Annotated in this window: 20 protein-coding genes and 2 riboswitches; of the genes, 11 read left to right on the forward strand and 9 right to left on the reverse strand. The window is 72.4% G+C overall.

What is annotated here, in order from left to right:
• Positions 1-11: 11 nt before the first annotated feature.
• From ACZ518_RS01370 to ACZ518_RS01380, 3 genes are all read right to left on the reverse strand, one after another.
• Complete coding sequence (locus ACZ518_RS01370) at positions 12-752, reverse strand: enhanced serine sensitivity protein SseB C-terminal domain-containing protein (RefSeq protein WP_469110990.1); 741 nt, start codon at positions 750-752, stop codon at positions 12-14.
• Positions 753-814: 62 nt separating this feature from the next.
• Positions 815-1,549, reverse strand: coding sequence for an enhanced serine sensitivity protein SseB (locus ACZ518_RS01375; RefSeq protein WP_469110991.1), 735 nt, complete (start codon positions 1,547-1,549; stop codon positions 815-817).
• 321 nt (positions 1,550-1,870) lie between these two features.
• Positions 1,871-2,569, reverse strand: a complete 699-nt coding sequence (locus tag ACZ518_RS01380; protein WP_469110992.1) for an AAA family ATPase — start codon at positions 2,567-2,569, stop codon at positions 1,871-1,873.
• 175 nt (positions 2,570-2,744) lie between these two features.
• Positions 2,745-2,848: riboswitch (glycine riboswitch) on the forward strand.
• 178 nt (positions 2,849-3,026) lie between these two features.
• Here ACZ518_RS01380 and gcvT point away from each other — a divergent pair.
• From gcvT to ACZ518_RS01410, 6 genes are all read left to right on the forward strand, one after another.
• Positions 3,027-4,142, forward strand: coding sequence for a glycine cleavage system aminomethyltransferase GcvT (gene gcvT / locus ACZ518_RS01385; protein ID WP_469110993.1), 1,116 nt, complete (start codon positions 3,027-3,029; stop codon positions 4,140-4,142).
• A 79-nt stretch (positions 4,143-4,221) separates the two neighbouring features.
• The gene (gene gcvH, locus ACZ518_RS01390) at positions 4,222-4,605 is read left to right on the forward strand and encodes a glycine cleavage system protein GcvH (protein ID WP_469110994.1); all 384 of its coding nucleotides are present in this window, start codon (positions 4,222-4,224) and stop codon (positions 4,603-4,605) included.
• An 18-nt stretch (positions 4,606-4,623) separates the two neighbouring features.
• On the forward strand, positions 4,624-5,880 hold the full coding sequence (gene glyA, locus ACZ518_RS01395) for a serine hydroxymethyltransferase (protein WP_469110995.1): 1,257 nt from the start codon (positions 4,624-4,626) through the stop codon (positions 5,878-5,880).
• 309 nt (positions 5,881-6,189) lie between these two features.
• Positions 6,190-7,572: an L-serine ammonia-lyase gene (locus ACZ518_RS01400; protein WP_469110996.1), complete on the forward strand. Its 1,383-nt coding sequence runs from the start codon at positions 6,190-6,192 to the stop codon at positions 7,570-7,572.
• A gap of 408 nt (positions 7,573-7,980) precedes the next feature.
• Positions 7,981-8,391: an SsgA family sporulation/cell division regulator gene (locus tag ACZ518_RS01405; RefSeq protein WP_469110997.1), complete on the forward strand. Its 411-nt coding sequence runs from the start codon at positions 7,981-7,983 to the stop codon at positions 8,389-8,391.
• 85 nt (positions 8,392-8,476) lie between these two features.
• Entirely contained in the window at positions 8,477-8,992 is a 516-nt protein-coding gene (locus tag ACZ518_RS01410) for an AMIN-like domain-containing (lipo)protein (protein WP_469110998.1), read from the forward strand.
• Positions 8,993-9,018: 26 nt separating this feature from the next.
• On the opposite strand, the gene ACZ518_RS01415 is transcribed toward ACZ518_RS01410, so the two are convergent.
• Positions 9,019-9,738: a flavodoxin family protein gene (locus ACZ518_RS01415; protein ID WP_469110999.1), complete on the reverse strand. Its 720-nt coding sequence runs from the start codon at positions 9,736-9,738 to the stop codon at positions 9,019-9,021.
• 132 nt (positions 9,739-9,870) lie between these two features.
• A riboswitch (cobalamin riboswitch) is annotated at positions 9,871-10,096 on the forward strand.
• Between the two features lie 29 nt (positions 10,097-10,125).
• Here ACZ518_RS01415 and ACZ518_RS01420 point away from each other — a divergent pair.
• Genes ACZ518_RS01420 through ACZ518_RS01440 form a run of 5 tightly spaced genes read left to right on the forward strand, consistent with a single transcriptional unit; the run spans position 10,126 to position 13,364 of the window.
• The gene (locus ACZ518_RS01420) at positions 10,126-10,824 is read left to right on the forward strand and encodes an energy-coupling factor ABC transporter permease (protein ID WP_469111000.1); all 699 of its coding nucleotides are present in this window, start codon (positions 10,126-10,128) and stop codon (positions 10,822-10,824) included.
• On the forward strand, positions 10,824-11,186 hold the full coding sequence (locus ACZ518_RS01425; protein ID WP_469111001.1) for an energy-coupling factor ABC transporter substrate-binding protein: 363 nt from the start codon (positions 10,824-10,826) through the stop codon (positions 11,184-11,186). The genes ACZ518_RS01420 and ACZ518_RS01425 overlap by 1 nt, the downstream gene beginning before the upstream one ends.
• A 3-nt stretch (positions 11,187-11,189) precedes the next feature.
• Positions 11,190-11,939 carry a cobalt ECF transporter T component CbiQ gene (gene cbiQ / locus ACZ518_RS01430; RefSeq protein WP_469111002.1) on the forward strand — a complete coding sequence of 250 codons (750 nt, stop codon included), beginning with the start codon at positions 11,190-11,192 and terminating at the stop codon, positions 11,937-11,939.
• The gene (locus ACZ518_RS01435; RefSeq protein WP_469111003.1) at positions 11,930-12,757 is read left to right on the forward strand and encodes an energy-coupling factor ABC transporter ATP-binding protein; all 828 of its coding nucleotides are present in this window, start codon (positions 11,930-11,932) and stop codon (positions 12,755-12,757) included. The genes cbiQ and ACZ518_RS01435 overlap by 10 nt, the downstream gene beginning before the upstream one ends.
• Before the next feature lie 25 nt (positions 12,758-12,782).
• On the forward strand, positions 12,783-13,364 hold the full coding sequence (locus ACZ518_RS01440) for a PadR family transcriptional regulator (protein ID WP_469111004.1): 582 nt from the start codon (positions 12,783-12,785) through the stop codon (positions 13,362-13,364).
• A 45-nt stretch (positions 13,365-13,409) separates the two neighbouring features.
• Here the strand turns inward: ACZ518_RS01440 and ACZ518_RS01445 are convergent, their stop codons facing one another.
• The 5 genes from ACZ518_RS01445 to ACZ518_RS01465 form a co-directional block, all read right to left on the reverse strand.
• Positions 13,410-13,622 (reverse strand): EF-hand domain-containing protein, encoded by a 213-nt coding sequence (locus ACZ518_RS01445; protein ID WP_007266682.1) that lies wholly within the window; start codon positions 13,620-13,622, stop codon positions 13,410-13,412.
• A 128-nt stretch (positions 13,623-13,750) separates the two neighbouring features.
• Positions 13,751-14,941, reverse strand: coding sequence for a YncE family protein (locus tag ACZ518_RS01450; protein WP_469111005.1), 1,191 nt, complete (start codon positions 14,939-14,941; stop codon positions 13,751-13,753).
• Entirely contained in the window at positions 14,938-15,729 is a 792-nt protein-coding gene (locus tag ACZ518_RS01455) for a polysaccharide deacetylase family protein (RefSeq protein WP_469111006.1), read from the reverse strand. The genes ACZ518_RS01450 and ACZ518_RS01455 overlap by 4 nt, the downstream gene beginning before the upstream one ends.
• 382 nt (positions 15,730-16,111) lie before the next feature.
• Entirely contained in the window at positions 16,112-16,720 is a 609-nt protein-coding gene (locus tag ACZ518_RS01460) for an ATP-binding protein (RefSeq protein ID WP_469111007.1), read from the reverse strand.
• 183 nt (positions 16,721-16,903) lie between these two features.
• A complete protein-coding gene (locus ACZ518_RS01465; protein WP_362459472.1) occupies positions 16,904-17,671 on the reverse strand; it encodes an enoyl-CoA hydratase/isomerase family protein in 768 nt (255 codons plus the stop codon).
• Positions 17,672-17,777 lie beyond the last annotated feature (106 nt).

Consider the following 17,777-nt stretch of genomic DNA (forward strand, 5'->3'; position numbering starts at 1 on the left):
CCCGCGGGGGCTCAGTAGGCGGCGGCCTGCCCCTCGCGGTCGTAGAAGGGCCGGGTCTGCGCACGCAGCCACATCGCCACCGGATCGTGCTCGTCCGCGAGCGCCACCGTGCACACCGGAACCCCCTCGGGCACGGCGCCGACCGACTGGCGCATCATCTCCCGTACGGATTCCAGCGCGGGCGCCGAGGCGTCGTACAGGTCGAGCCCCACCGCGAGGTACGCGGACCCGAGCGAGGGCTGCACCCAGGCGCGGCGCAGCGACCTCACGGCCGGCGTGCGGTGCGCGTGCTGGGTCAGCAGCCCGTAGAACTGTGGGAGCTCCAGGGCCGGCTCGGACAGCCGCAGCGGCCCCGCCGGCATCCGGTCCAGGCCGGTGGCGACCCGGCGCAGGTCGGCCCAGGGGATGCCGAGGCCGCCGCCCTGGGCGTGCGGGTTGACCCACAGGCCCCAGCGGTCCGGGTAGAGGGCGCGGGCGATGTCCCGGCCCGTGACCACCTCGTAGCCGCGGTTCCAGCCGCTCGCGGCCAGCTCCTGCGGGGAGGTCACGCAGGGGGCGTAGCCCAGCCCCTCGACCTCCATGCCGCCGTACTGGGCGTCCGGTGAGCCCGGCTGCCCCTGCCACAGCAGCATCCAGAGCCTGCCCTCGCCGAGGGCGTGCAGGAATGACTCATAGCTCTCATAGCGCCCGGGAGTCACCTGGCGCAGCATGTGCTCGACCTGCCCGGCCGCGGCCGTGCCTGACGCACTCACCCGGTACCCCTCTTCGTCTTCGTCCGCCCGTCGTCCACACGTCCCAACCAGCTTAAGCGGCGCTACGGGAGGTAGAAGGGGCGTACGCGCTCACGAATCCACTCCGTGACCGGGTCCTCGGCGGCGTCCAGCAGGATCAACTGCACCGGCCAGGGCGCCGGTACGCGGGCCAGGGCGCGGCCGAGCGCCTCCAGAGGGGCGCTGCGGGACCCGGGATCCCATCCCGCCAGGCGGACACCGATGAAGAGCTGGGGGTCGCCGCCCTCGACGCTGGCGAGGCAGCGGTGGGCGGACGCCACGGCTCCGGTCGCCCGGAACTCCTCGGCGGCGGCGGCGAGGAAGTCGACCGGGTCCTCCTGCCAGTCGGGTTCGAAGAGCCGGACGCGGCCGCCGGAGGCCGGACCGTCGAGCTCGGTGCGGCCGGTGCGGCACAGCTCCGCGACGGCGGCGGGGGGCAGGGGGACCCCGACGGCACCCTCGGGGTTCACGGCGATGCCGAGCTGCGGGGGCAGGCCGCGGGCGAACTCGACGACGGGGGCGACCGCGAAGTCCATGGCGGGGCCGGCGGCGAAGCGGAACTGGGCCTCCGAGCTGTAGACGGGGACGTACGCCGCGCCGTCGATCAGCATCGTGGGGAGGTCGAGGGAGGCGCTGTCGGGCCCGCCGCCCTGGGGGAGCGGCACCCAGACCTGGCTGCGGCCGAGCGCCTCCAGGATCCGCGGGCCGGCGTCCGCCTGGCCGAGCGCCGCTCCGAGCACCTGCTCCAACTCGTTCGCCGGCCAGCCGTTGCCTTGCATGTGCGCCTGCTCTCCCTGTGTCCGCGCCGATGTCGCCCCGAGGCTACCGTGGCCTCCGGCGGTGGGCGGGGGGTGCCGCCGCCTCTGTGACGCGCGGGAGTGCCGGGGCGGTTTCACCGGCGACGCCGGCGCGTGGCCGGGGCGTCCGCGGGTGGCGCGTACCGCTGCGCGGGGCGAGGTCCCCTGCCCGCCCTTCGCCCGTTCCTCCCCCGGCTACCGCTGGGGGTACCCCAGGGGCTGCGCCCCGGACCCCCTGGGGCTCCGCCCCCCCAGACCCAGCGCCCCGAACGCCGGCGGGGCTGGAATCCGGGCAGCGGCCCGTCAGGCGTCGAACGTGATCCGGGTCAGGGCGGCGGCCGCGGGGCGGTCCAGGAGGGTGAGCGAGGCGCAGCCGCGCGGGGTCCGGCCGGCCTCCGCGGAGCGCAGGAGGCGGGACACCGCGCCCCGGTGGCGGGCGAACGCGTACGCCGACACCCGACGGCCGCGGGCCTCCTGCCCGGACAGGGCCTCGTCGGGGGTGCTGTCCAGCAGCAGCAGGTGCAGCGCCCGCCCCCGCCGCCGCGCGACGGCGGCCAGCAGGCCCCGCACCCACGGCTGGGTGCCGCAGTCGTGGACCACCACAGAGGCGCCGGAGCGCAGCTCGCGCCACAGCCCCCCGTAGTGCGCGGCGCGGACCAGCGGCCGGTACACCGCGTACGGCAGGCCGGACGGCATGCGGCGCTCCCAGCGCTCGCGGGTGTCCTGCGAGTCGATGGCGGCTTCGGCGGCCCGCTTGATCAGGGTGCTCTTGCCGCCGCCGGGCAGCCCGGACACCACCACGATGTCCCCGGCGGCGTAGCTCAGCCGGTGCGGCCGCGCGGACTGTCCGCGCAGGTCGCGGACGGGGCCGGGGCCGCCGGCCGCCGCGGGCCGGGCGGTGCTCCGCTGCTCCGGGACCGCGCCGACCGCACCTGTCGTCGTAGCCACTCCGAGTCTCCGCACAGTGATCGTCTCCCCCGAATCGGGCCGCGAGGGCCCCATGCCCACTGAATGTAAAGAGACGGTAATCCGGCGGCCCCGGTTGCGGCCGGGCGTTCCACAGCGCGGACGGCCGGCCCCGCCCGGACCGCACGTTCTTCCGGGCCCCACTGCCCTCCCCCGCCCGTCCCGTGCAATGATGTGCGCCATCTGGACACCAAACTGCATACCGGCCGCTTGAATCCGCGCGGGAGAGTCCCGGCAGGCCGCGAGGCCGTGCCCGGGCGCCGAAGGAGCAAGTACCTCCCTTGAATCTCTCAGGCCCCGTACCGCGTGGATGAGGCAGATCTGAAAAGCGAGCCCCGCCGCGTCCGTCCCCGGACGGCCCGGCGCGTGCTCCACCCAAGGTGCAAGTCGGCGTTCCCCCTCCGGGAACTCTCGGCGAACCTCTCAGGTTCCGATGACAGATGGGGAGGAACCTCCTCGTCATGTCATGCCCTGGGACCCGGGAGCCACACCCATGAGCACTGCCCCCCGCCTGACCGCGCTCGACGCGCTGCACCGCTCGCTCGGTGCGACCATGACCGACTTCGCGGGCTGGGACATGCCGCTGCGCTACGCCAGTGAGCGCGACGAGCACAACGCCGTACGCACCAAGGCCGGCCTGTTCGACCTGTCCCACATGGGCGAGATCACCCTGACCGGCCCGGAGGCCGTGAAGGCGCTGGACTACGCGCTCGTCGGGAACATCTCCACCGTCGGCGTCGGCCGCGCCCGCTACACGCACATCTGCCAGGAGGACGGCGGGATCCTCGACGACCTGATCGTCTACCGCCTCGGCGAGACCGAGTACATGGTCGTCGCCAACGCCTCCAACGCCCAGGTCGTGCTGGACGCGCTCACCGAGCGCGCGGCCGGCTTCGACACCGAGGTCCGCGACGACCGTGACGCGTACGCGCTGATCGCCGTCCAGGGCCCGGAGTCCCCCGGCATCCTGAAGTCGCTGACGGACGCCGACCTGGACGGCCTGAAGTACTACGCGGGCCTGCCGGGCACCGTCGCGGGCGTGCCCGCCCTGATCGCCCGTACCGGCTACACGGGCGAGGACGGCTTCGAGCTGTTCGTCTCCCCCGAGCACGCCGTGGAGCTGTGGCAGGCGCTGACCGAGGCGGGCGAGGGCGCCGGCCTGGTGCCGGCCGGCCTGTCCTGCCGCGACACGCTGCGCCTGGAGGCGGGCATGCCGCTGTACGGGCACGAGCTGACCACCGCGCTCACCCCCTTCGACGCCGGGCTGGGCCGGGTCGTGAAGTTCGAGAAGGAGGGCGACTTCGTCGGCCGCGCCGCCCTGGAGGCCGCCGCCGAGGTCGCCGCCACCAAGCCGCCGCGCAAGCTGGTCGGCCTGGTCGCCGAGGGCCGCCGCGTCCCGCGCGCCGGCTTCCCGGTGGTCGCGGGCGGCGAGGTCATCGGCGAGGTGACCTCCGGCGCCCCGTCCCCCACGCTGGGCAAGCCGATCGCGATGGCGTACGTCGACGCGGAGCACGCCGCGCCCGGCACCTCCGGCGTCGGCGTCGACATTCGCGGTACGCATGAGCCGTACGAGGTCGTGGCCCTGCCCTTCTACAAGCGGCAGAAGTAGCCCTCGTACCGGGTCCCCCCGTCTCAGCACGCAAGACCACCATTCGTATCCACCTCCCCGCATCCAGGAGAATCAGGTCATGAGCAACCCCCAGCAGCTGCGTTACACCAAGGAGCACGAGTGGCTGTCGGCCGTCGAGGACGGCGTCGCGACGGTCGGCATCACGGAGTTCGCGGCCAACGCGCTCGGTGACGTCGTCTACGCCCAGCTCCCCGAGGTCGGCGACACCGTCACCGAGGGCGAGACCTGTGGCGAGCTGGAGTCGACCAAGTCGGTCAGCGACCTGTACTCCCCCGTCTCCGGCGAGGTCACCGAGTTCAACCAGGACGTCGTGGACGACCCGGCCCTGGTGAACTCCGCCCCGTTCGAGGGTGGCTGGCTGTTCAAGGTGCGCCTGTCGGAGGAGCCGAAGGACGCGCTCACCGCCGACGAGTACGCCGCGCTCACCCACTCCGACAACTGACACCCCAGGGGCCCCTGAATGTCCGTTCTGAACACCCCCCTCCACGAGCTCGACCCTGACGTCGCCGCCGCCGTCGACGCCGAGCTCGTGCGCCAGCAGTCGACCCTGGAAATGATCGCGTCGGAGAACTTCGCTCCGGTCGCCGTCATGGAGGCCCAGGGCTCGGTCCTGACCAACAAGTACGCCGAGGGCTACCCGGGCCGCCGCTACTACGGCGGCTGCGAGCACGTCGACGTGGTCGAGCAGATCGCGATCGACCGCATCAAGGCGCTGTTCGGCGCCGAGGCCGCGAACGTCCAGCCGCACTCGGGTGCACAGGCCAACGCCGCCGCGATGTTCGCGCTGCTCAAGCCGGGCGACACGATCATGGGCCTGAACCTGGCCCACGGCGGTCACCTGACCCACGGCATGAAGATCAACTTCTCCGGCAAGCTCTACAACGTGGTCCCGTACCACGTCGACGAGACCGGCCAGGTGGACATGGCCGAGGTCGAGCGCCTCGCCAAGGAGTCCAAGCCGCAGCTGATCGTCGCCGGCTGGTCCGCGTACCCGCGCCAGCTGGACTTCGCCGCCTTCCGCCGGATCGCGGACGAGGTCGGCGCGTACCTGATGGTCGACATGGCCCACTTCGCGGGCCTGGTCGCCGCGGGCCTGCACCCGAACCCGGTGCCGCACGCCCACGTCGTCACCACCACCACGCACAAGACCCTCGGCGGTCCGCGCGGCGGCGTCATCCTGTCGACGCAGGAGCTGGCCAAGAAGATCAACTCCGCGGTCTTCCCGGGCCAGCAGGGCGGCCCGCTGGAGCACGTGATCGCGGCCAAGGCCGTCTCCTTCAAGGTCGCGGCCTCGCCGGAGTTCAAGGAGCGCCAGGAGCGGACCCTGGAGGGCGCGAAGATCCTCGCCGCCCGCCTGGTCCAGGACGACGTCAAGGCCGTGGGCGTGGACGTCCTCACCGGCGGCACCGACGTGCACCTGGTCCTGGTCGACCTGCGCAACTCCGAGCTGGACGGCCAGCAGGCCGAGGACCGCCTCCACGAGGTCGGCATCACGGTCAACCGCAACGCCATCCCGAACGACCCGCGGCCCCCGATGGTCACCTCGGGTCTGCGGATCGGTACGCCGGCCCTCGCGACCCGCGGTTTCGACGCCGAGGCCTTCACCGAGGTCGCCGAGATCATCGCGCAGGCGCTGAAGCCGAGCTACGACGCCGCCGACCTCAAGGCGCGCGTCTCGGCCCTGGCCGCGAAGTTCCCGCTGTACCCGTCGCTCTAGGGACGGCTCCGGGGGCCCGGCCTTGTTCTTCACAAGGCCGGGCCCTTTTCATGACCGCCCGCACCCGTACGGGTGCTCTCCGGCGGCCCGCACACCCTCCTGGCGGCCGCCACGGCCCCCGGCACGCCCTTGCGGGCCCTCCCGGCACCGGAACGCGACCCGGCTCACGTCCGTCGGCCCCGTCCGGGAGGCGAACCGTTCATCTCCACGCGTTACGCTCGTCTGCCGGACAAAATCCGCAGATCCCCCGTCTTGATCACCACACCCCTGCCCCCTCCCCACCCCACGAGCAGACAAGGGAGTCCGCCAGTGGCCATCTCCGTCTTCGACCTCTTCTCCATCGGCATCGGCCCGTCCTCCTCCCACACGGTCGGCCCGATGCGCGCGGCGCGCATGTTCGTGACGCGGCTGAAGAAGGACGGCGTCCTCGCCCAGACCGCCTCCGTGCGGGCGGAACTCTTCGGCTCCCTCGGCGCGACCGGCCACGGGCACGGCACGCCCAAGGCGGTCCTGCTCGGCCTGGAGGGCCACTCCCCCCGCACCGTGGACGTCGAGACCGCCGACGACGAGGTGGAGCGCATCCGCAAGAGCGGCAAGCTGCGGCTGCTGGGTACGGAGATAGGCAGTGCCCACGAGATCGACTTCGACGAGCCGAGCCAGCTGATCCTGCACCGCCGCCGCTCGCTGCCCTACCACGCGAACGGCATGACCCTCTTCGCGTACGACGCCGCCGGCGCCCCGCTGCTGGAGAAGACGTACTACTCGGTCGGCGGCGGCTTCGTCGTGGACGAGGACGCGGTCGGCGAGGACCGGATCAAGCTCGACGACACCGTGCTGAAGTACCCCTTCCGCTCGGGCGACGAGATGCTGCGCCTGGCCAACGAGACCGGTCTGTCGATCTCCTCCCTGATGCTGGAGAACGAGAAGGCCTGGCGCACCGAGGAGGAGATCCGCGAGGGCCTCCTGGAGATCTGGCGCGTCATGCAGTCCTGCGTCTCGCGCGGCATGTCCCGCGAGGGCATCCTCCCGGGCGGCCTGCGCGTCAAGCGCCGCGCCGCGTCCACGGCGCGCCAGCTGCGCACCGAGGGCGACCCGATGATGCACCGCAGCGAGTGGACGACGATCTACGCGATGGCCGTCAACGAGGAGAACGCGGCGGGCGGGCGCGTGGTGACCGCCCCCACGAACGGTGCTGCGGGCGTCCTGCCGGCGGTCCTGCACTACTACGTGAACTTCGTGCCCGGCGCGGACGAGGACGGCGTGGTCCGCTTCCTGCTGGCCGCGGGCGCGATCGGCATGCTCTTCAAGGAGAACGCCTCGATCTCCGGCGCCGAGGTCGGCTGCCAGGGCGAGGTGGGCTCCGCCTGCTCGATGGCCGCGGGCGCCCTCGCCGAGGTGCTGGGCGGCACCCCCGAGCAGGTCGAGAACGCCGCCGAGATCGGCATGGAGCACAACCTCGGCCTGACCTGCGACCCGGTCGGCGGCCTCGTCCAGATCCCCTGCATCGAGCGCAACGGCATGGCCGCCGTCAAGGCCGTCACCGCCGCGAAGATGGCGATGCGCGGCGACGGCAGCCACAAGGTCTCCCTCGACAAGGTCATCAAGACCATGAAGGAGACCGGCGCCGACATGAAGATCAAGTACAAGGAGACGGCGCGCGGCGGCCTCGCGGTCAACGTCATCGAGTGCTGATCCGCGAAGTACGCAACACAACGGGGCCGGCGCCGGCGGCAGCAACCTCGGCAACTCCTCCACCGCGCAGCAGGTCGCGTCGGGCTTCGGTGCGTCGCACCAGAACAACGGCGCCCAGGCCGACGGATCCGGCTCCACCGCGATCGGCCGGTCCGACAACCACGACGCGCTGATCTGCAACCCGCTGCCGTAGCGGCCGGCCGCGCGGCACCGCCGCCACCGGACACCGGGCCCGCCCTCCCCCCGGAGGGCGGGCCCTCCGCATGCCCGTGGCGCGCCGCCCGGCCGAAAAGAGGCCCTGCGGCCCGGCGGCTCGGGACCTTCGGCCCCGCGGCGCGCCCCCGGGCCGCGGATAGCGTGCCGGGAGGGGCGCGGGAAGACCCCACGCGCGACGAGAGGCAGCCGCCGATGGCCACCATCACCGAACAGAGACTCCTGCCGCTGCGGCTGGAAGCCGCCCCCCTGTCCGTGCCCCTGACCGGCCGGTTCGTCTACCGCACGGACCGCCCGTACGAGGTGGCCGTCGACTTCCGGGGGGCCGGGACGCACCTCGCCCGCTGGGTGTTCTCGCGGGAGCTGCTGCTCGACGGGCAGAGCGCCGCCACCGGCGAGGGCGACATCCAGGTGTGGCCGCGGTGGAGCGGCTCGGAGCCGCGCGTCCTGCTGGGCTTCAGCAACGGCGGGCAGAGCTGCGTGGTCTCCGCCCGCGCCAAGGACGTGCGCGAGCTGTGCCGGCGGATGACGGAGCTGGTGCCGCGCGGGCAGGAGCGGCGGCACTACGACCTGGACGCACAGCTGAGCGCGCTGCTGGCGCACTGAGGCGGCGCGCGCGGAACCGCGCGCCCTCCGGCGGTGTCCTATGAGATGACAGGCAGTCCCCGTCTCACGGAACCGGGGAGACATCATGCGTCACCCGCACCGCCGCCGGATCGTGGCCCTCGCCACGGGCGCCCTGCTCACCGCCGGGCTCGCGCTCTCCGCGTCGCCGGCGTCCGCCGCCACCACGACCACCACCAGCACCCAGACGCCGCTCGTCGTCAATGCCCGCTGGGGCGGGCACTGCACGTACGACCGGCTCGTCATCGACCTCCAGGGCTACGTGCCCCCGGTCACCGTCACTCCCGTGTCCCAGCTGGTCTACGACGGGTCCGGCAAGCCCGTGCCGCTGGCCGGGAAGTACTTCCTGGAGATCCGCCTGCACCCCGCCGCCGGGCACGACGACGCGGGGCAGAACGTCTACCAGGGGCCCAGGCTCCAGAAGATCTACCTCAGCAAGCTCAAGGGCATGGCCATGACCGGCGACTACGAGGGGTACGTGACCTTCGGCGCCGCCTTCGACACCCAGCCGACCTACAACACCTCCGTCCTGCACTCGCCCGAGCGGCTCGTGCTGGACTTCCCGCACCCCGACACCTGCTGACCCGCGGACGGCCCGGAGCCGCCCGGTCAGCGGTGTTCGGGGTTGGGGAAGTCGAAGCGGCAGCCGGCGTCCCACAGGGATCGCTGGTTGCCGTGGGCCGGCATGCCGCCGGCGCGCTTGAGGAGCGCCGCCAGGTGCATCAGGTTCCACGACATGAACGTGGTGTTCCGGTTGGTGAAGTCGTTCTCGGGACCGCCCGAGCCCGGGTCCAGGTAGGAGGGGCCGGGGCCGGCCTCGCCGATCCAGCCCGCGTCGGCCTGGGGCGGGACGGCGTAGCCGAGGTGCTGGAGGCTGTAGAGGATGTTCATGGCGCAGTGCTTGACGCCGTCCTCGTTCCCCGTGATCAGCGCTCCGCCGACGCGCCCGTAGTAGGCGTACTGGCCCTGCTCGTTCAGCAGCGAGGAGCAGGCGTAGAGCCGCTCGATGACCTGCTTCATGACGGAGCTGTTGTCGCCGAGCCAGATCGGGCCGCACAGCACCAGGATGTCGGCGTCCATGATCTGGCTGTAGAGGACCGGCCACTGGTCGCTCTCCCAGCCGTGGTCGGTCATGTCCGGCCAGACGCCGGTGGCGATGTCGTGGTCGACGGCGCGGATCAGCGAGGTGCGGGCGCCCGCCGACTCCATGACGGCCCGGCTCTTCGCGATCAGGCCCTCGGTGTTGCTGGTCTCGGGAGAGCGTTTGAGGGTGCAGTTGACGAAGACGGCGGAGAGGTCCTCGTAGCGGGGGCTCTGGTCGGCTGCCATGTCCTCCACCGTGCCGGGCGCCCGGCGGGCGGGCCAGCGGGCCTGGCCCGTCCGGGGTGTGCCGCGGGGCGGCGGCCGGGTGGCGGCCGGGGTGGCCGGATCGGTCCGGGTTGTGACGGTCCGTGCGGGCGACTAGGGTCGTCTGGCCTTGGTGTTCGGGAAACCGGTGGAAGACCGGTGCGGCCCTCGCCACTGTGATCGGGAAGTCCGGCTCCACTCTCCCCCAGACTCCGTCCGGGAGGTGCCCCCACCGCGGGAAGCCACTGGGCCCGCGCGGGAGACCGCACGGTCCCGGGAAGGCGGAGCCAGGGCATCAGTACCCGTGAGCCAGGAGACCGGCCGGGGCGCGTCGTCCATCCACGAGGTGCTGGAGAGGTCTCCCAACCCATGCATATAGCCGAGGGGTTCCTACCCCCTTTGCACGCGGTCGCCTGGGGCGCCGCGTCCGCCCCCTTCGTCGTCCACGGGGTCCGCGCGCTGACCCGCGAGGTGAAGGCGAACCCGGAGAGCACGCTGCTGCTCGGGGCGTCCGGCGCGTTCACGTTCGTCCTGTCCGCCCTGAAGATCCCTTCCGTGACGGGCAGTTGTTCGCACCCGACGGGGACGGGGCTCGGGGCCATCCTCTTCCGGCCGCCGATCATGGCGGTGCTCGGCACGATCACCCTCCTCTTCCAGGCGCTGCTGCTGGCCCACGGCGGGCTCACCACGCTGGGCGCCAACGTCTTCTCGATGGCCATCGCCGGGCCCTGGGCCGGCTACGGGGTCTACCGGCTGCTGCGGAAGTCCGGCGTGCCGCTGATGGTGACCGTCTTCGCCGGCGCGTTCTTCGCCGACCTGGTCACCTACTGCGTGACCTCCGTCCAGCTGGCGCTGGCCTTCCCCGACCCGGCGAGCGGCTTCCCGGGCTCCCTGGAGAAGTTCGCGGGCATCTTCGCCGTCACCCAGATCCCGCTCGCGATCAGCGAGGGCCTGCTGACGGTGCTCGTGATGCGGCTGCTGATGCAGTCCAGCAAGTCCGACCTGGTCCGGCTCGGGGTCGCGAAGCTGACCGGCGGCAAGCAGGCGAAGCAGGAGGCGGCGCTCTGATGAGCAGGAACGCGAAGATCAACACCCTGCTGCTGCTCCTGGTGGCGGCGCTGGCCGTCATCCCGCTCGCGCTGGGGCTCGGCGACGGCAAGGAGGAGCCGTTCACCGGCTCCGACGCTCAGGCCGAGGCGGCCATCACCGAGCTGAAGCCGGACTACGAGCCCTGGTTCTCCCCGCTGTACGAGCCCCCGTCGGGCGAGGTCGAGTCCGCGCTGTTCGCCCTCCAGGCGGCACTCGGGGCGGGCGTGCTCGCCTACTACTTCGGCGTCCGCAAGGGCCGCCGCCAGGGCGCGGCGCAGGCCCTCGCGCGGGCCGAGGCCGAGGCCGAGGCCGAGCCGGCCCGCCCGACCCCGGAGTCGTAGCCGGTGCTGCCGATCGACGTGGCGGCCCACTCCAGCCGCTGGCGGGGCCGCCACCCGCTGGAGAAGGCCCTGCTGGGGCTCGGGCTCACCGTCACCGCGGTGTGCCTGCCGCCCTGGCCGGGCGGGCCGCTGGTGGCCGCCGCGACCCTGGCCGTGCTGCTCGGGCCGGCCGGGGTGGCCGGGCGGCAGCTGTGGCGGGCCTTCCGGATCCCGCTGGGCTTCTGCGTGACCGGGGCACTGCCGTTGCTGGTGTCGGTGGGCGGCCCGGACGGGTTCCTCGCCCTCGCCCCGGACGGGCCCCGGCACGCGGTGGAGCTGCTGCTGCGCACTTCGTCGGCCTCGCTCGGGGTGCTGCTGTTCGCCTTCACGACCCCGGTCTCGGACGTGCTGCCCAGGCTGGTGCGGGCCGGGGTGCCGGCGCCGGTGGTGGACGTGGCCCTGGTGATGTACCGGATCGGCTTCCTGCTGCTGGACTCGATGGCCCAGGTCAGGCGCGCCCAGGCGGCCCGGCTCGGGCAGACGGGCCGGGCGGCGGTGTGGCGTTCGCTGGCCGGGCTCGCGGCGACCTCGTTCGTCCGGGCCTTCGACCGCGCGGCCCGGCTCCAGGAGGGGCTGGCGGGGCGCGGTTACGACGGCGCGCTGCGGGTGCTCGTGCCCGACGCGGCGCTGTCCTGGCGGTTCCTGACGGGGTCCGCCGCCCTGCTGACCGCTCTGGTCGCGGGGACCCTCGTACTGAAGGAGCTGTGGCTGTGACCCCGTTGGTGGAGCTGGTCGGCGCGGGGTACGCGTACGAGGACGGCCCGGCCGTGCTGTCCGGGGTGGACTTCGGCATCGCCGAGGGCCGCGCGCTGGTGCTGCTGGGCCGCAACGGCAGCGGCAAGACCACGCTGATGCGGCTGCTGAGCGGGGGCCTGCGGCCGGGCTCGGGGGCGCTGCGGCTCGGCGGCACGGAGGTGGCGTACGACCGCAAGGGCCTGGTCCGGCTGCGGACCTCGGTGCAGCTGGTGGTGCAGGACCCGGACGACCAGCTCTTCGCGGCCTCCGTGGAGCAGGACGTGTCCTTCGGCCCGATGAACCTGGGCCTGCCGGCGGCGGAGGTCCGCGAGCGGGTGGAGGGCGCGCTGGCCGCGCTGGACATCACGGCGCTGCGGGACCGCCCGACGCACCTGCTGTCGTACGGGCAGCGCAAGCGCGCGGCGATCGCGGGCGCGGTGGCGATGGCCCCGCGGGTGCTGATCCTGGACGAGCCCACGGCCGGGCTCGACCCGGACGGCCAGGAACGCCTCCTGGACGTCCTGGCGGGCCTGCGCGCGGCCGGCACCACGGTGGTCATGGCCACCCACGACGTGGACCTCGCGGTCCGCTGGGCCGACGACGCGGCCGTGCTGACCCCGTCCGGGATCCGCACGGGCCCCGCCGGGGAACTGCTCTCGGACCCGGAGCTGCTGGCGTCGGCGGGGCTGCGGTCGGCCTGGGCGCCGGTGGTCGGGGCGTTCCTGCGGACCCGGGGGGTGCTGGCGGACGGGGCGCCCGGGCCGCGGACCCCGGAGGAACTCGCGGCGCTGGGCTGAGCGCGGGGCGACCTACGATGGCGGCATGTCGCTGCCGCACGCCATCCTCACCGCCCTGCTGGAGAAGCCCTCGTCGGGGCTGGAGCTGACCCGGCGGTTCGACAAGTCGATCGGCTACTTCTGGTCCTCGACGCACCAGCAGATCTACCGGGAGCTGGGGCGGCTGGAGGAGGCGGGGCTGATCCGGGCGCTGCCCAGCGAGGTGCCCGTGCGCGGGCAGAAGAAGGAGTACGAGGTGCTGCCCGACGGCCGCGCGGAGCTGGCGCGGTGGGTGGACGAGAGCCAGGACCCGAAGCCGGTGCGGGACGCGCTGCTGCTGCGGATCCGCGCGGCGGCGGTGGTCGGGCCGCAGCGGCTGGGGCCGGAGCTGCGGCGCCATCTGGAGCTGCACCGGGCGCAGTTGGCCACGTACGAGGCCATCGAGGCGAAGGACTTCCCGGCGGGGCGGGACGCGGCCGCGGACCGGCTGCGCCGGCTCGTGCTGCACGGCGGCATCGCCCTGGAGAGCTTCTGGCTGAGCTGGCTGGAGGAGGCCCTGTCCGAGGTGGAGGCCCTGTCCGAGGTGGAGGGCCCGGCGCGGGCCCAGGCGCCGGAGGGCGGGGCCTGACGCGCCCCCGCCCCGGCGGGCGGGGCGGAGGCGGACGCGCCGCGCTTACTTGTTCAGGGAGGCCCAGAACTCGTCGAAGCTCATCAGCTTGTCGCCGTCGCTGTCCTTGGCGGCGATCACGGAGTCCGCGACCGCGGCGGTGACGTAGTGGTCACCCATCGCCTTCATGGCCGCGCTGTACTCGTCGGCCGTGACGAAGCCGTCACCGTTCACGTCGAACTTGTCGAACGTCGCCCGTGCGCTCTCGATGTCAGCCACTGGGTCCACCCCTTCTCGGTGCTTGTTGACCGGCTCAGGGTAGCGGCCCGGGGCGCCGCAGGCTCCCGCGGGTCCCGTTCGGGTCCCTTCACCCGTACCTGCCGCCATGTCCGGGACCGCCGCGTCCGCTAGCGGAAGATGCCGGTGTGACCGAGGGAGTAGCGGCCGGGCTGCGGGTACACGGCGAGGCCGTGGGGGCCGCCGCCGACCGGGATGCGGGCCAGCTGCTTGCCGGTGACGGTGTCGATGGCGTAGACCTCGGAGTTGTAGCGGCCGGAGAGCCACAGCACCTGGCCGTCGGCCGAGACCCCGCCCATGTCGGGGCTGCCGCCGTCGGGCAGCTTCCACTTCTTGGTGAGGCGGTTCTCCTTGAAGTCGAAGACCGAGATGCTGCCCTCGCCCCGGTTGGAGACGTACATCTCCCGCGAGTCGCGGCTGACGTACAGGCCGTGGCAGCCCTTGCCGGTGGGCAGCAGCTTGGGGACGTCGAACTTGTCCCCGCTGAGCACCCACATGCCGTGCGCCATCATGTCCGCGACGTAGAAGGTCTTCCCGTCCGGGGAGATCTTGACGTCCTGCGGCATGGCTCCCTCGAAGGGCAGCTTCTGCTGGCCGATCACCTCCATCTTCTCGGTGTCGACCTTGAGCAGTTCGCCGGAGAACTCGCAGCTGACGATGAAGTAGCGGCCGTCCGCCGAGAAGTCGGCGTGGTTGACGCCGAAGCAGGTGACGGGGACGGTCTTCACCCGGTCCATGGTGTGCGCGTCGCGGAAGACCAGCTCGCGGTCCATGGAGGCCATCACCACGGCGTACTTGCCGTGGGGGGTGAAGTACAGGTTGTACGGGTCGTGCACCTCGACGGGCTTGCCGGCCTCGCCGGTGGCCGGGTCGATCGGGGTGAGCGTGTGGCCGCGGTTGTTGTTGACCCAGAGGGTCTTCATGTCCCAGGAGGGCACCACGTGCTGCGGCTGGACGCCGACCGGGATGGTGTCGATGACCTTGTACGTGGCCGGGTCGATGACGGACACCGTGTTGGAGTTGGTGTTCGGCACGTAGACCCGGGACGGGAAGTCCTTGACCACCGGGGACAGCTTGTTCGGCCGGTCGGCGGCGTACACGTCGTGGGGATCGAGCAGCGGGGGCATCCCCGCCAGGCCCGGTGGCACGGCCGGGACGGCCTTGACGGGCTGCTTGGCGGGCCCCTTGGTGCCGAGGGCCTCGGCGGGGGCCTTGTCTGCCGATCCGCAGCCCGCCAGGGCGGCGAGGACCAGACCGGCCAGCAGCACGGCGGCCTTCCGGGGAAGGCGGGTGGTCTTCATGAGGTCAGCAGCTCCGTGGTGGTCACCGCGCGCAGTTCGCGGCGCGCGAGTTCTTCGAGGAGGGGCGGCATCGCGTCGACCGTGTCCGCGTAGCCGAAGTGCAGGCTCACCACCGATCCGGGCCGGATCGTCCCGGTGACGTTGCGGATGACGGCCGCCGCGCCGGGCGAGGTGAAGTCGAGGGAGTCCACGTCGTACGAGAGGACGTGCGGATAGCCCGCCCGCTGGGCGAGGGTCCGGACGAGGGGGGTGGCGTACTGGGTCTGCGAGGGGCGGAACCAGGTGCCGATGGAGCCGGTGAGCCGTTTGAGGCGCTGGGCGCAGCCGGTGATCTCGGCGTAGGCCCCGGCCTCGGGCATGCCGTTGATGGCGAGGTGGCGCTGGGTGTGGTTGCCGAGTTCGTGGCCGCCGTCCAGGATCCGCCGGGCCATGTCGGGGTGCTCGTCGAGCCAGCTGCCGATGGCCAGTACGGTGACCCGCGCGCCGGCCTTCTCCGCCGCGGCGAGCACGGCGCGGGCGACGGCGGGGTCCCCGTTGCCGTGGAAGGTGAGTGCGACCCGGGGCCGGTCGCGGGGGCCGTGCGCGATCTCCACGGGCTGCCCCGGGATGCGGCGGGGGGCCGGGGCCGCGGGCGCCGGCCCGGCCGGCCGGGCGGGCTTGGCGGGGGCGGCACGGACGGGTCCCGGCGCTGCCGGGCCGCCGCCCGTGCCGCAGGCCGCGGTGAGGGCGCCGGCGGCGGCCGCCGCCGTGGCGCGCAGGGCCGTACGACGGTCTGGATAACAGAGCACGCGCCCATTTAAGAGCCGGATGACACCGAAAGTAATGATTGACCCAATTTGGGACTTTCGCCGGACGGGCACCCAGACTCGGGTGTCCGGTATGTGATCAACGATTTACACAGAGCGGTCGATATTTATTCGTTGATTACGAGGCGAGTGGCCCATCTCACCTAGGATTTAGATGGAAACTCTTGAGATATGCACACTTATGTCCGACTCGGGACTTTTGGCGTTTGAGCCCTCGTCTGCCATAGTCGGAACCACGGCTTCCCTTTGACCCGAGCGAAGTCCCTCGCCGAGGATCACACACCCCACCGATCCTCGGCGCACCCATGAAACCCCCGCAGCGCCCCACCTCGGCGACAGGGGGTTTCTGGCGTTCCGGGGCCGCTCAGCGGTCGGCGACCCGCATCTCGAACCAGGTGATCTTGCCGCGCGGCAGCAGGTCCGCGCCCCAGCGGTCGGAGAGCTTGTCGACGAGGAACAGCCCCCGCCCCGTGGTGTCCAGCTCGTGGACCGGCATCAGACAGGGCAGCCCGCGCGAGGGGTCGCGCACCTCCACCCGGATCCAACCGCGCCGGCGCAGCATCCGTAAGCCGAAGGACCGGGCCCCGGTGTGGCGCACGGCGTTGCCGACGAGCTCCGAGACCAGCAGGACGGCGTGTTCGGAGATCTGCGGCGACAGCCCCCAGAAGCGGATGACCACGCTCTGGGTGAGCCGGCGGGCCGTGCTCGCGGACTCCGGCATGGACGGCAGCGTCACTTCCGCCTCGGCGGGGTTGCCGTACAACTCCAGAGCCCTGAGGCCCTGTTCGTCCTCGACCGCCGCCGTGAGCCGTACGGCCGACGCACTGCTGCGCTGCCGCGGCTGTTCCACACCCTCCAGGCCCGCCATGCACCCATCATGGACGGCCCGCGCGCCCGTCCGGGCCGTTCCACGGGAATACACCCCCCGGAACCATGGATTCCGAGGGGGTGTCCCGGCATATGCGAAAGGCAATCGAGGGCTGCATGAACCAGCCTGACCTGGGGTGACGTTCCGCTGTGCGGCGATCACCGTCGGTGGACCATCAGGTGCCCTTAAGGCCGGCTTAAGGCCTGGCTAATCCACCCTCAGGGGTTTCATACGGCCGCGCTCATGCGCGTCTTGAGGCATCCCTCGACTGCGCTCATACGACTGCGCTCATACAAACTTGGCCTTGCCCGGGCCCTCTTCGACGAAGCTGCGCATCCCGCGCTCGCGGTCCTCGGTGGCGAACAGGCCCGCGAACCAGTTGCGTTCGATGGTCAGGCCGGTGTCGATGTCCGCCTCCAGACCGGCGTCCACGCACTCCTTCGCGGCGCGCAGCGCGATCGCCGGGCCCTGGGCGAGCCGGGCCGCCCACGCGTGCGCCTGCTCGTACACCTCGGCGGCGGGCACGACGCGGTCCACCAGGCCCAGGGCGAGGGCCTCTTCGGCCTTGACCATGCGGCCGGTGAAGATCAGGTCCTTGGCCTTGGACGGGCCGATCAGCCGGGAGAGCCGCTGGGTGCCGCCCGCGCCCGGGATCAGGCCGAGCAGGATCTCGGGCTGGCCGAGCTTCGCGTTGTCGGCGGCGATCCGGTAGTCGGCGCACAGGGCGAGCTCACAGCCGCCGCCGAGGGCGTAGCCGGTGATGGCGGCGACGACCGGCTTGGGGATGCGGGCCACGGCGGTGAAGGCGTCCTGGAGCGCACGGGACCGGGCGACCATGGCCGCGTGGTCCATGTTCTGCATCTCCTTGATGTCCGCGCCGGCCGCGAACACCTTCTCCCCGCCGTAGAGGACGACCGTGCGCACGTCGGCGCGGTCGGTGGCCTCCACCGCGAGCTCGCGCAGCCGGTCCTGGGTGGCGATGTCCAGGGCGTTCATGGGCGGGCGGTCCAGCAGGATGGTGCCGACGCCTTCGGAGACTTCGAGAGAGATGGTCATACGGGGGAGGTTAGTGGCCAGGGGGTCTGGGGGTCTCCCCCAGAAGGGCGCTGCACGCGAAGTGGCCCGGTGCTGTGGGTCACAGCACCGGGCCACCGGCTCACGT

Source organism: Streptomyces sp. NPDC033966, from assembly GCF_055575955.1.

Excerpts from the sequence above, each read along its gene's own strand:
- gcvT (WP_469110993.1), top strand. The coding sequence starts at position 3,027 with ATGAGCACTGCCCCCCGCCTGACCGCGCTCGACGCGCTGCACCGCTCG.
- ACZ518_RS01415 (WP_469110999.1), bottom strand. The coding sequence starts at position 9,738 with ATGGCAGCCGACCAGAGCCCCCGCTACGAGGACCTCTCCGCCGTCTTC.
- ACZ518_RS01450 (WP_469111005.1), bottom strand. The coding sequence starts at position 14,941 with ATGAAGACCACCCGCCTTCCCCGGAAGGCCGCCGTGCTGCTGGCCGGT.
- ACZ518_RS01380 (WP_469110992.1), bottom strand. The coding sequence starts at position 2,569 with ATGGGGCCCTCGCGGCCCGATTCGGGGGAGACGATCACTGTGCGGAGA.
- ACZ518_RS01405 (WP_469110997.1), top strand. The coding sequence starts at position 7,981 with ATGGCCACCATCACCGAACAGAGACTCCTGCCGCTGCGGCTGGAAGCC.
- ACZ518_RS01425 (WP_469111001.1), top strand. The coding sequence starts at position 10,824 with ATGAGCAGGAACGCGAAGATCAACACCCTGCTGCTGCTCCTGGTGGCG.
- ACZ518_RS01440 (WP_469111004.1), top strand. The coding sequence starts at position 12,783 with ATGTCGCTGCCGCACGCCATCCTCACCGCCCTGCTGGAGAAGCCCTCG.
- ACZ518_RS01465 (WP_362459472.1), bottom strand. The coding sequence starts at position 17,671 with ATGACCATCTCTCTCGAAGTCTCCGAAGGCGTCGGCACCATCCTGCTG.
- ACZ518_RS01410 (WP_469110998.1), top strand. The coding sequence starts at position 8,477 with ATGCGTCACCCGCACCGCCGCCGGATCGTGGCCCTCGCCACGGGCGCC.
- ACZ518_RS01420 (WP_469111000.1), top strand. The coding sequence starts at position 10,126 with ATGCATATAGCCGAGGGGTTCCTACCCCCTTTGCACGCGGTCGCCTGG.
- ACZ518_RS01375 (WP_469110991.1), bottom strand. The coding sequence starts at position 1,549 with ATGCAAGGCAACGGCTGGCCGGCGAACGAGTTGGAGCAGGTGCTCGGA.
- glyA (WP_469110995.1), top strand. The coding sequence starts at position 4,624 with ATGTCCGTTCTGAACACCCCCCTCCACGAGCTCGACCCTGACGTCGCC.
- gcvH (WP_469110994.1), top strand. The coding sequence starts at position 4,222 with ATGAGCAACCCCCAGCAGCTGCGTTACACCAAGGAGCACGAGTGGCTG.